The sequence below is a fragment of the Streptomyces sp. NPDC019224 genome, from assembly GCF_040632605.1.
In the GTDB taxonomy this organism is placed as follows: domain Bacteria; phylum Actinomycetota; class Actinomycetes; order Streptomycetales; family Streptomycetaceae; genus Streptomyces.
The window spans coordinates 110,532-123,046 of sequence record NZ_JBEYCF010000009.1 but is presented as its reverse complement, the minus strand read 5'-3'; the positions used below and the strand labels follow the sequence as shown (position 1 = coordinate 123,046).

The following is a 12,515-nucleotide window of genomic DNA, read 5'->3' as shown; positions in this document are numbered from 1 at the left end:
CCCGCAACACGCGCCTCAAACGCCGACGGGGCTGGATTTGGGCTTCGTACCTGGGACGCCCAGCCGTGCTGGGCGTTTGTTCGGGTGGGGGGACACGGAGGGCGGGAGTGTCCCGTTAGGCTGGGCGGATGACGCGAGCCGAGCAGCCTACGGTCGTGAGCCCCACCTCCGACACACTTGCCGCAGACTCACGCGAGCGCGCCGTACGAGCCCTGTTGCGTGTTCCCCCGCTGAAGCGGTTGTGGAGCGCCCAGCTCGTCGGCAGTACCGGCGATGCACTCGCCCTTCTCGTGCTGGTGTTGCTGTCGCTGCAAGCGGCGGTCCTGGAGGGCTCATTCGGATCCGGATACCGCGGGGCGGCGTTCGCCGTCGCCGCCGTGTTCGGAGTCCGCATCATTTCCACCCTGCTCTTCGGAGCCGTACTTCTCGGACCATTGACGTCCCTGACGGCGCCGGGCGGGCCGGTCGACCGGCGGTGGCTGATGATCGGGGCCGACGGGCTGCGGCTCGCGCTGCTGGTCGTCGCGCCCCTGTGGATCGACTGGACACCCTCCAACGCGCTCACCATGATCCTCGTCACCGTCTTCGTGGCCGGCGCCGCCGAACGGCTTTGGACGGTCGCCAAGGAGAGCGCGGCCCCCGCGCTGCTGCCCGCCCCGCCGATCGAGGGTGCCGCCGTGCGCCCGCTGCCGGACCATCTCGACGCCCTGCGCCGGCTCTCCCTGCGGACGGACTTCGCGGCCGTTCCCCTCGCCGCGGCCGTCCTGCTGGTCGCCACGGTCATCGGCAACCTGCTGGGCTCCGGCCTGGACTGGTTCTCCTTCCACCAGGCGGCCCTCGGCTCGTACGTCGCGGCCGGGCTGTTCTCCGCCTCCGTCTCCACCCTGTACTTCCTGGAACTGCCCGGTACACCGACGCCCCGCCCGCGCTCGCCGCTGGAGGGATTGCGCCGGCCGTCCGCGGGGAACGGCCCCGAGAAGGGGCGTACCGGCGCCATCCCGCTGATCGTCGCCACCTGCGCCGCTGTCGCCGGAGCCATCGCCGCGGCGGCCGCGGTCGCCGTGCTGCACGCCGGCGACCTCGGCGGTGGTCCCGTCACCCTCGCCCTGCTGGTCCTCGCCCTCACCGGCGGTACGGGTGTGGGCATCCGTACGGCGGGGAAGGTGCTGCCCACTTTGTCGCGGCGGCGGATGCTCTCCCTCGCCACCGCCGTCACGGGCATCGCGCTCCTGGCGATGGGCCTCGTCCCGGACACCGCGACCGTCGTCCTGCTCGCCGCACTCGCCGGGTACGCGGCGGGCGTCGCCGCGAACACCGGTCATGTCCTCGTCGACCAGGAGACCGAGGAAGCGCGCCGGATCAGGATCACCGAACACCTCCAGGCAGTCGTCCGGGTCCTGATCGCACTCGGTGCGGTCGGCGGCCCCCTGGTCGCCGCGGCCATCGGCACCCACCGGCTGACCACGGGCGACTTCGTCTTCGCCCACGGTGGCGCCGCGTTCACGCTGATGCTCGTCGGCGCCCTGCTGCTGCCGGTCGCGGTTATCGTCCTGGCGAAGACGGACGACCGCTCCGGCGTACCGCTGCGGCGCGACCTGCGCGAGGCGCTGCGCGGCGGCGACCCGGCGGTCGCACCCGCCGCGAACGGTTTCTTCATCGCCCTGGAGGGCGGCGACGGAGCCGGCAAGTCCACCCAGGTGGAGGCGCTCGCCGAATGGATCCGGGCCAAGGGCCACGAGGTCGTCGTCACCCGCGAGCCGGGTGCGACCCCGGTCGGCAAGCGGCTGCGGTCCATCCTGCTCGACGTGTCGTCGGCCGGACTCTCCAACCGGGCCGAGGCCCTGCTGTACGCGGCCGACCGCGCCGAGCACGTCGACTCGGTCGTCCGCCCGGCACTGGAGCGCGGCGCGGTCGTCATCTCCGACCGCTACATCGACTCGTCCGTGGCCTACCAGGGCGCGGGCCGCGACCTGGCGCCCACCGAGATCGCCCGCATCTCGCGCTGGGCGACGAGCGGACTCGTACCGCACCTGACCGTGCTCCTGGACGTCGCGCCCGAGACCGCGAGGGAACGGTTCACCGAGGCGCCCGACCGGCTGGAGTCCGAGCCGCCCGAGTTCCACGCCCGGGTGCGCTCCGGCTTCCTGACCCTGGCCGCCGCCGACCCGACGCGCTACCTCGTGGTGGACGCCGGCCAGGAACCGGAGGCCATCACCACGGTCGTACGCCACCGCCTCGACCAGGTCCTGCCCCTTTCCGAGGCCGAGATCAAGGCCCGCGAGGAGGCCCGCAAGGCCGCCGAGGAAGAGGCCAGGCGCCGCGCCGAGGAGGAGGCCGCCCGCAAGGCGGAGGAGGAGCGCCTTGAGCGCGAGCGGCAGGCACAGCTCGCCAAGCTCCGCGCCGAGGAGGAGGAGCGCAAGCGTCGCGAGGAGGAGGAAGCGCGCCGCCGCGAGGCCGAGCGCCAGGCCGAGGAGGCCCGGCAGCGCGCCGAGGAGGAAGCCCGGCAGCGCGCGGAGGAGGAGCGGCAGCGCGCGGAGGAGGCCCGCCGCATCGCCGAGGCCGACCGGGCCCGCCGAGAGGCCGAGGAAGCCGCCTACGAGGCCGAACAGGCCCGGCTGCGCCGCCAGGCGGAGGAAGAGGCCCGGCTGCGCAAGGAGGCCGAGGCCAGGCGTCTGGAGAAGCAGCGCAAGGCCGAGGAGGCTCTCCTCCGGGCCGAGGCCGCCCGGCGCCAGGAGGAAGCGGAGGCCCAGGCGAAGGCCCGGGCCGAAGCGGCGGCCGCCGAGGAGCGCGCCCGGGAGCGGGCCGCCCGCGAGGAGGAGGCACGTGCCCTGGCCGCGCGGCAGGAGGCACGCGCCCGGGCCGCCCGGCAGGAGGAGTCCCGGCTGCGCCAGGACGCCGGCGGCTCCTCGGATTCCGGAAGCGGCAACGAGCCGTCCGGTTCGTCGGCGCCCCGCGGGACCGGCGACGAGCCCTCCGTGCCCGACAACGAGCTGACGGTGCCCACCCCGATCGTCGACCCGAACGAGATCACCCAGCCGGTGCCCTCGCCCGTGGACCGGCCGTCCGACTCCGACCGGTCCCGGGGCGCGTCGTCGGCGCCCTGGCCGTCCGATCAGGACGAGACGACGGTGATCCCGAAGTTCTCGGACGCGCCCGGACCCTCCGGCGCGGCGGACGAGACGACCGTGCTGCCGGCGGTACGGGACACCGGGCACGGTTCGGTACGGGAATCCGACCCGGCCGACCGGGTGCCGCGCGGCATCTTCCGGGACGAGCGGCCGGCGGAGGGCGACAACGAGCGCACCCGTGAGCTGCCCCAGATCACCGACCCGCACGCGGACCCCAGGCAGGCCGAGGAGCAGCAGGGGACCCCCCGCTCACGGCGCCCCAGGCCCGACTGGGCTGAGGAGACCCCGCTGGACGACCTGCCCAGCCTGGCCGACGAACTGCTGGGCCGGCATGACGACGAGGGTCCGGAGCCCTCGGGCGGCCGGGGCCGACGGCCACGCCGCTGACCGGGTCACCCCTACGGGACGACGCCGATGGCCCCGCACCTTTCCCGGGTACGGGGCCATCGGCGTCCGCATTGTCGGTCCCGTCCCTCACAATGGGAGACCGGATCGACGAGAGCCACGCGTCGTGCGAATCGGAAAGGCGGTGACCCATGTCCGTATGGGACGACCTGGTCGGCCAGGACCGGGTGCAGGAGCAGCTGGGCGCCGCCGCCCGGGACGCCGACACGCTGGTCACCTCCGAGGCGGCGGGGGAGCCGGCGCCGCCCGCCTCGAAGATGACGCACGCCTGGCTGTTCACCGGCCCGCCCGGCTCGGGACGCTCCACCGCCGCCCGGGCCTTCGCCGCCGCGCTGCAGTGCACCAGCCCGGACCGCGCGCTGGGCGGGGCGCCGGGCTGCGGCTTCTGCGACGGCTGCCACACCAGCCTCATCGGTACGCACGCCGATGTCGACGTGATCCGCACCGACCTGCTCTCCATCGGGGTGAAGGAGACCCGTGAGCTGGTGCGCCGCGCCCAGCTCTCGCCGGCCGTCGGGCGCTGGCAGGTCATCGTCATGGAGGATGCCGACCGCCTCACCGAGGGCGCGGGCAACGTCCTGCTGAAGGCCGTCGAGGAGCCCGCTCCGCGCACGGTGTGGCTGCTCTGCGCGCCCTCGCTGGAGGACGTGCTGCCGACGATCCGGTCCCGGTGCCGCCACCTCACGCTGCGTACGCCGCCGGTCGACGCGGTCGCGGACGTCCTGGTCCGCAGGGACGGCATCGATCCGGAGCGGGCCGCCGCCGCCGCCCGCGCCACCCAGGGGCACATCGGCAGGGCGCGCCGCCTCGCCACGGACGAGCGGGCCCGGGCGCGGCGGGCCGCGGTGCTGAAGCTGCCGCTGCGCGTCGAGGACATCGGGGGATGCCTCAAGGCCGCGCAGGAGCTGATCGACACGGCGACCGAGGACGCGAAGCAGGCGTCCGAGGAGATCGACGTCAAGGAGACGGAGGACATGAAGGCCGCCCTCGGCGCCACCGCGGGGGGCCGGATGCCGCGAGGGACGGCCGGGGTGATGAAGGAGCTGGAGGACAAGCAGAAGCGCCGCAAGACCCGCACCCAGCGCGACAGCCTCGACCTGGCGCTCACCGAGCTGACCGGCTTCTACCGCGATGTGCTCGCCCTGCAGTTCGGTTCGCGGATCGCCATAGCCAACGCCGACGCGCAGGACTCCCTGGACCGCGTCGCCCGCTCGTCCACCCCGGAGCGCACACTGCGCCGGATCGAGGCGGTATCGGCCTGCCGCCGCGCCCTGGACCGCAATGTGGCCCCGCTGCTGGCGGTGGAGGCGATGACGATGGCCCTGCGCGCGGGCTGAGGCAGGTCCCACGACCGGACCGGCCGGTGGGTCCGTTCATACGGCGAATCACCCGAAAGAGGAATGAATCGGGTGAGCGGTGAGGTGGCGGCTACGCTCCCGGCATGGACACCAGGCGCCCGTTCCGCACTCTCGCCCTCGCGCTCGGCACTGCCGGCCTGCTCGTCTCCGGGTGCAGCAGTGGAAGCTCGTCCTCGGGTGCCTCGGCCCCCGCCGGGGCGGCCTCCGCCTCGCCCTCGGCCGTGCCGGCGGCCCTGAAGCCGTTCTACTCCCAGCACCTCAGCTGGCGGGACTGCGGTGTCAGCGGCTTCCAGTGCGCGACGATGAAGGCACCGCTCGACTACGCGAAGCCGGACGGCGGCGAGATCGAGCTGGCCGTTTCCCGTAAGAAGGCGACCGGCCCCGGCAAGCGGATCGGCTCCCTCCTGGTGAACCCGGGCGGCCCCGGCGGATCGGCCATCGGTTACCTCCAGGGCTACGCCGCGATCGGCTACCCCGCCCAGGTGCGCGCACGCTACGACATGGTGGCCATCGACCCGCGCGGGGTGGCGCGCAGTGAGCCCGTCGAGTGTCTGACCGGGGCGCAGATGGACGCGTACACACAGGTGGACCAGACGCCGGACGACGACGCCGAGGTCACGAAGCTGAGCGGTGCCTTCAAAAAGTTCGCCTCGGGCTGCGAGAAGCGCTCGGGGGAGGTCCTGCCGCACGTCTCGACGGTGGAGACGGCCCGGGACATGGACATGCTGCGCGCCCTGCTCGGCGACGAGCACCTGAACTACGTGGGGGCGTCGTACGGGACGTTCCTGGGGGCGACGTACGCCGAACTGTTCCCCGGCCGTACCGGCCGCCTGGTCCTCGACGGCGCGATGGACCCCTCGCTCTCCTCCGTGGAGATGAACCGGGACCAGACGGCGGGGTTCGAGACGGCGTTCCAGTCCTTCGCGGAGGACTGCGTGAAGCAGACGGACTGCCCGCTCGGCACCACGTCCGCCTCCGACGCGGCGGACCGCCTGAAGGAGCTGTTCACGCGGCTGGACGCGGACCCGGTCCCTACGGGCGAGTCCCGCGAACTCGGCGAATCCCTCGCCACGACGGGCGTCATCGCCGCCATGTACGACGAGTCGGCCTGGCCCCAGCTCCGGGCGGCGCTGACCGCCGCCGAGTCGGGCGACGGCTCCGGCCTGCTGTCCCTGGCCGACAGCTACTACGAACGTGAGCCGAGCGGCAAGTACACCAACCTGATGTTCGCCAACGCCGCGGTGAACTGCCTCGACCTCCCGCCCGCCTTCTCCGGCCCCGAGGCCGTCGACAAGGTCCTCCCCTCCTTCGAGAAGGCATCCCCGGTCTTCGGCAGGGGCTTCGCCTGGGCGGCCCTGAACTGCGCCTACTGGCCCGTCCCCGCCACCGGCTCCGCCCACCGCATCAAGGCCGAGGGCGCCGCCCCCATCGTCGTGGTCGGCACCACCCGCGACCCGGCCACCCCGTATGCCTGGGCCGAGTCCCTGGCGGACCAGCTCTCCTCGGGCACCCTCCTCACCTACGAGGGCGACGGCCACACCGCGTACGGCCGCGGCAGCGACTGCATCGACACGGCGATCAACACGTACCTCCTGGAGGGCACCCCGCCGGCCTCGGGCAAGAAGTGCACCTGAGCCCCGTCCTGCGCCGCTGACCTGGGCGAACGTAGGCGGGGCGGGCTGGTACGGAGCACCCTCGGAAACTGTGTAGACTTGGCGTCGCTGCTGATCGCATCATGGTGCGAACAGGGCGGCGCCGCCTTAGCTCAGTTGGCCAGAGCAACGCACTCGTAATGCGTAGGTCTCGGGTTCGAATCCCGAAGGCGGCTCTGTAGAAGCCTCAGGACTCACTCGCCGTGACCTGGGGCTTTTGCCTTTGCTGGATGCGGTGTCGTCGCCGGGCGCGGGCCCCACGGGTGTCCGTGGTCTCGGCAGTGGTCTCCGGGGCGGCCGCTTGCGGCGGTACGAAGAACTCGCCCATGCGCCGCGTCGCGTCCTTCGGCAGGTGGGACCGACCCTTCACCCACTCCGCTACGGCCGGCTTGCGGGCGGCGGGCGGCCCTGGTCACGGAGGCGCGCCGGCTTCCGCACCTTGCTCCGGGCCGCGTCCCCACGAAACCGGCGCGGGTCGACGCGGGCGGGCGACTCACCCCCGCCGACTCCGGGGAGGCCGTCTTCGGGGGCCGCCGTCAGGAGCACTTCTACGCCCGGATCCGTGCGGAGGTCCGCGTCGAGGACGGCCGGAGCGGACCGGAACCGCGGATCGATACCCGGCACGCAGTGCGGCTGATCCTCAGTCCTCGTTCTCCTCGCCGACGGCGATCTGCACCACCGTGCGGCCCTCCTTGCGGCGTAGCAGGACAGCCCGGCCGGGTGCCCGGCGCTGGGCGCGTTCGCCGTCCACGAGGGCGCCCTCACGCGGGTTGCCGGACAGGATGAGCGCGCTCGCGCCGATTTCCGGCAACTGGCTGAAGACCGGGTCGGTGAGCGCGGTGCGGTTGTGGCCCGAGACCCGGCGGGCGGCGATCACATGCAGGCCGGTCTCCCGGGCCTGTGCCAGATAGGGGACCAGAGGGGCCAGCGGGGCGTCCCGGCCGGTCGCGACCAGGTCGTAGTCGTCGGCCACGACATAGAACTCGGGTCCTTCCCACCAGCTGCGGGCTCGCAGTTCGGCGGCGGTGACCCGGGCCGGCGGCAGCCGCTCGGCGAGCTTGGCGGCGACCTGCTCGGCGAAGGCGCGGGCCGCCTTGGCGTCGCCCGCGTAGGCGCCGAGATGGTCGTCGGGGACCACGTCCAGCAGCGAACGCCGGTAGTCGATCAGGATGAACCGGGTCTCCCAAGCGGTGTACCGCTCGGTCATCGCCGCCAGCCAGGTACGCAGGAAGACGGACTTTCCCGAGCCCGAGTCCCCGTACACCAGCAGGTGCGGCTCGGTCGGCGAGAGGTCGAGCAGCACCGGCCGCAGATCGTTCTCGCCGAGCCCGACCGGTACGCCCGGGGCTTCCTTGTGGGCACCGGACGCGGCGTACACATCGGCGAGTTCGGACCGGGTGAGCCGTTCGGGCAGGGTGCGGATGGCCGGTGCGGTGGGCCCCCGCCAGGCGGCGGCGACGCGGTCCAGCGCGGTGGACTGCGCCTCGGCGAGGTCCTCCAGGGTGTCCCGGCCGTCCAGCCGGGGCAGCGCCACCTGGAACTGGAGCCCGCCCGGGGCCAGCCCACGGCCGGGTACGGCGACCGGCGCGAACCTGCGGGCGGCCCTGCGGTCGATCTCGGACTCGCCCGGCTCGTTGAGGCGCAGTTCGAGACGGGCGGCGATGCTGTCCCGCAGCGCGGTGCGCAGCTCCGCCCAGCGGTTGGCGGTGAGCACCAGATGGACGCCGACGCCCAGTCCCCGGGTGGCGATGTCCAGCACGGTCACGTCCACCGTGTTGTCCTGGCCGTCCTGCAACTCGGTGCGCAGACTCGCCCAGTTGTCGACGAGCAGGAACACGTCCGCAGCCCGGGTGCCCGGGGGCAGGGTCCCCTCCTCACGGCGGCGCCGGAAGGTGTCCGCGGAGTCGACACGCAGCTCGCGGAAGAGATGTTCACGCTCGTCGATGAGCTGGACGACCTCCGCCAGCGCGCGCCGGGCGCGTTCCGGCTCGGGCCGCCCGGCCACCCCGCTGACATGCGGCGCCGCCTCGTACGGCTGAAGTGCGCCGCCGCCGAAGTCGAGGCAGATGAACTGGGCCTGCTCCGGAGTGTGGGTGATCATCGTGGCGAGCATCAGGGTGCGCAGGAAGGTGCTCTTGCCCGTGCGCGGGGCGCCGACCAGGGCGAGATGACCGTACTCACGGCTGAAGTCCGGGATGACCGGGACCTGCTGCTGGCGCACGGGAAGGTCGGCGACGCCGATCGGCACACGCAGGGTGCCGTGGTCGGGCCAGTAGGCGGCGCGCAGACCGCCGTGACCTGCGGAGGAGGACGCGGACACGGATGGGGAGGCCGACGGCGGCGCCGAGGTGAAGGCCGACGGCTTCCTGGGTGTGCGCGCACCGTTACCGGTGGCCGTTGGTGCCGTCCCGGTGGCCGGGCCGGTCAGTGCGTCCAGGGGCAGCGCGGCCGGCAGCGGCGGCAGCCACACCTGGTGCACCGGCTGCCCCGCGCCGGTCAGGTGCTCCACCAGGACCTGCATCTCGGTCGGGCCGCCGGTCTCACGGCGCGGCCTCGGTGGCGGCGCCTGCTGCTCCGTGCCCTCCTCGGGCGGCCTGCGCAGCTCGAACGGCGCCGGCCGCACACCGGCGCCCGCCTCCGCCTCACCCTCGTCCCCGGTACCGTCATGGGGACCCGAGACATGTGCGACCCGGAACCGCTCGTAAAGGGTGTCCGAGACCTTCAGATACGCCGAGCCGGGCAGCGGCGGCAGCTTGTACGCGTCCGGGGTGCCGATCACCGTACGGGAGTCGGCGGCGGACAGGGTGCGCAGACAGACCCGGTAGGACAGGTTGGACTCCAGGCCCTTCAGGCGCCCTTCCTCCATGCGCTGCCCGGCCAGCAGCAGATGGATGCCCAGGCTTCGGCCGACCCGTCCGATCTGCACGAACAGATCGACGAATTCGGGGCGTTGGGTGAGAAGCTCGGCGAACTCGTCGACTATCAGGAAGAGGTAGGGCAGCGGGGGAAGCGGGGTGTCGTCCGGGCCGGTGCGCCCCGCGGCCCGCAGGGCCTGGTATTCGCGGACCGAGTCCAGGTTGCCCGCGTCACGCAACAGGGCCTGACGGCGCTGGAGTTCGCCCTGAAGGGCGTCGCGCACCCGGTCCACCAGGGCGAGATCGTCCACCAGGTTGGTGATCAGACCGGCCACATGCGGCAGTCCGGTCACCCCGGCGAACGTGGCACCGCCCTTGAAGTCGACCAGGACGAAGCTCAGCAGATCAGGCGAGTGCGTCGCGGCCAGGCCGCTGACCAGGGTCCGCAGCAGTTCGCTCTTGCCGGAACCGGTGGCGCCGATCACGAGGCCGTGCGGTCCCATACCGCCGTGCGCCGCCTCCTTGAGGTCCAGGGTGAGCGGGTCGCCCTGGGCGTCGAAGCCGACCGGGAAGCACAGCAGCCGCTCGGAGTCGGGCCCGGTCTGGGCCCACAGCTCCTCCGGGTCGAAGGTGTCCAGGTCGGTGACGCCGAGCAGTTCGGGCAGCGACATGGTGCGGGCCAGGATCTCGTCGCCCTCGTCGGACAGGGTCAGCGGCGCGAGGGCGCGCGCGATGGCCTCGCACAGCGCGGGGCTCGGCCGGTCGGCGACGGCGCCCTCGACCAGGTCCGGCTGCGCGGCCGAGCCACCCCGGGCGTTGCCGCCGGTCCGGCTCTCCAGGGTCAGGGTGCCGTCCTCGGCCACCCGGATCCGGACGTCGGCCCGGGTCGGCTCGTCCTTCTCCTCCTCCACCACACAGACCACGGTCAGTCCGGTGTCCGCGCCGGCGTCGGTGAGCAGGGCCGTCGCCTCCGGGGTACGGGCCCAGGCGCTGCGCGGGTCGTAGCCGTCCAGGAGGACCAGCAGGCGCTGCCGGGCGTCGGCGCCCCGCCCGGCACCGAGGGTGAACGGCCTTCCGTACGACTGCTCGTGTGCGCTGGTCAGCCACTGGGTGACCCGGTCGGCGATCCCGGCGAAGTCCTCCGCGACCAGCGGCACCACACCGGCCTCACCGGTCTCCTCGGGGTCGTGGGTGTGCGGCAGCCACTTCGCCCATTCCCAGGCTCCGGACCCGGAGGCGCCGCCTCCCGCCGGGGGCGTACCCCGGTCGCCACCCGCCGGAGGGTCGTTCTCCGCAGCCGTACCGTCCGTGCGGCCGCTTGCCGGCGGCGTACCGTCGGTGTCCGCGCACGGTGTGGTGCCGCCGGAGCGGGCGGTGCCGCTCTCCTCGCGCGCGCCGCCGGTGACGACGGCGATCCGGACGTCGTCCGGCGCGTGCAGCACCGCGATCTGGGTCAGCAGGGCCCGTGCGACCCCCCGGGCGGGCCCGGCCGGTCCCAGCACGCTGACCACTCCGCCGCGCGAGAGGTCCACGGTCAGCGGCTGGCCCAGGACCACGGCGGTGCCGGCCACCAGCCGGTCGGCGGCGGCCTTGGCCCGGGCGTCGTACTCGACGGTCGGGTCGTTGCGGGACGCCAGCCGTACAGGGGTGGCCAGCCGGGCCCGGCCGGTGCCCAGCCGCACCATCAGGAAGTCGGAGTCGGTGGGCCGCCGTTCCCACACCCGGCGGCGGCCGGCCGCCACGGCCCGCAACCGGTACGGCGACGGGTGCCGCCAGGCGGCCAGCAGCCGCTGGTCGGAGGCGACCTGCCAGGCGGACTTACGGACCTCCGTCAGATGGTCCAGGTAGCGGTCCCGGGCCCGGAGCTGCTTCTTGCGCTGGGTGGAACGCATCTGCATCCGGACACCCACGGTGAGCCCGATGGACAGCAGCACGAACGAGATGCCGAGCAGGATGAACATCCGCCGGCCTGCCACGATCATGTAGGCGGCCATGCTGATGCTGGACAGCAGAGGCATCAGCAGCATCAGCCAGTTGGCACTGGAGTCCCGGGTGGCCGGCTGCGGGGGCGCGGCCACCACCACGGGGTCGGTGGGCAGTTCGGGCGGGACGACCCGGGCGGGGCGGTGAAAGACGATCCGCGACATTCAGGTGCTCTCCGGGACCGGGCGGTGGGGCGGGGGAGGTTACGGGTTCCGTCGGGGCTGCGGGTTCGGCCGGGGCCGTGGGCTTCGGCGGGAGTGCGGTCCCGCCCGAGTCACGGGGGCGGGTTCCGCGGGTTCCGTCGGAGCCACCGGCCGGGCCGGTACCGGCGCGAGCCGGGCTGACCAGGGGCGTCGCGGCCGGCCTAGGCGGTCGGTGGACGTCCGTCCGCGCCCGTCCTGTCCTGCCCGGGGTTTCCGGTCGGGCCGGCGGGGCGGGAGCCGGGGCCGGAACGGGTGCCGGGCGGGGTCATCAGGGGTACGGCCGGCGGGGGTGGCACCCGGCGGCCCCGTGCCCGCGACTCCTCGGTGCGGCGGCGCAGGCCTTCGGCCAGCTCGCCCATTCCCTGCACCAGATCCCCGGCGGAGGCGACACGCTGTGCGCTCATTCCGTCCAGGGCTTGCTGCACCGCCTCCACGACCACCGCGGCCAGCCCCTCCGGGTCGGTGGGGTCGATCACGGACGGATCGATCCGCAGGTCGGTCAGCCGGTTCTCGCCGCTGACCGTGGCGGTCACCAGGCCTCCGCCCCCGTGACCGGTGACGGTGGTACGGCCCATCGCGTGCTGTTGCTCGGCCAGTCCGTTCTGGAGCCTGAGCACTCGCTCCGTGAGCGCGGCCAGCGGTACGTTCCCGCGGCCGGAGGGATCACGGCGCCCGGGGAAGCGGTGCGCGGGGTCGGACATGGCGGTCGGCTCCTGTCGGCAACGGGCGGCGGTCTCCGCCCCGCGCCATCCTGCCGTCGGACCCCGCCCCGGCCCAGGTCCCAGTTCGGGGACGGAGGGGTGACGCGGAGGGCCGGCGCGGCGGGGCGGCGCGGAGGCGCGGCACGGGCCGCCCTCGGAGAAGCCGGCCGGGACACCCTCCGAGGGAACCGTACGGAACGGAGTGCCTGGCCCGGACGGGGTGCTGTGAC

Annotated in this window: 5 protein-coding genes and 1 tRNA gene; 4 read left to right on the top strand and 2 right to left on the bottom strand. The window is 73.7% G+C overall.

Going from position 1 to position 12,515, the window contains the following annotated elements:
- The first annotated feature begins 128 nt into the window (after positions 1 to 128).
- From tmk to ABZ564_RS08415, 4 genes are all read left to right on the top strand, one after another.
- A complete protein-coding gene (tmk, locus tag ABZ564_RS08430) occupies positions 129 to 3,515 on the top strand; it encodes a dTMP kinase (RefSeq protein ID WP_360851580.1) in 3,387 nt (1,128 codons plus the stop codon).
- Between the two features lie 149 nt (positions 3,516 to 3,664).
- A complete protein-coding gene (locus tag ABZ564_RS08425; protein ID WP_360851577.1) occupies positions 3,665 to 4,870 on the top strand; it encodes a DNA polymerase III subunit delta' in 1,206 nt (401 codons plus the stop codon).
- A 104-nt stretch (positions 4,871 to 4,974) separates the two neighbouring features.
- Complete coding sequence (locus ABZ564_RS08420; RefSeq protein ID WP_360851574.1) at positions 4,975 to 6,525, top strand: alpha/beta hydrolase; 1,551 nt, start codon at positions 4,975 to 4,977, stop codon at positions 6,523 to 6,525.
- A gap of 120 nt (positions 6,526 to 6,645) precedes the next feature.
- A tRNA-Thr gene (locus tag ABZ564_RS08415) sits at positions 6,646 to 6,719 on the top strand.
- Positions 6,720 to 7,183: 464 nt separating this feature from the next.
- Here ABZ564_RS08415 and eccCa read toward each other — a convergent pair.
- Both eccCa and ABZ564_RS08405 read right to left on the bottom strand, forming a co-directional pair.
- Positions 7,184 to 11,545 carry a type VII secretion protein EccCa gene (gene eccCa, locus ABZ564_RS08410; RefSeq protein WP_360851571.1) on the bottom strand — a complete coding sequence of 1,454 codons (4,362 nt, stop codon included), beginning with the start codon at positions 11,543 to 11,545 and terminating at the stop codon, positions 7,184 to 7,186.
- 200 nt (positions 11,546 to 11,745) lie between these two features.
- Positions 11,746 to 12,285 (bottom strand): YbaB/EbfC family nucleoid-associated protein, encoded by a 540-nt coding sequence (locus ABZ564_RS08405; protein ID WP_360851568.1) that lies wholly within the window; start codon positions 12,283 to 12,285, stop codon positions 11,746 to 11,748.
- Positions 12,286 to 12,515: the final 230 nt, after the last annotated feature.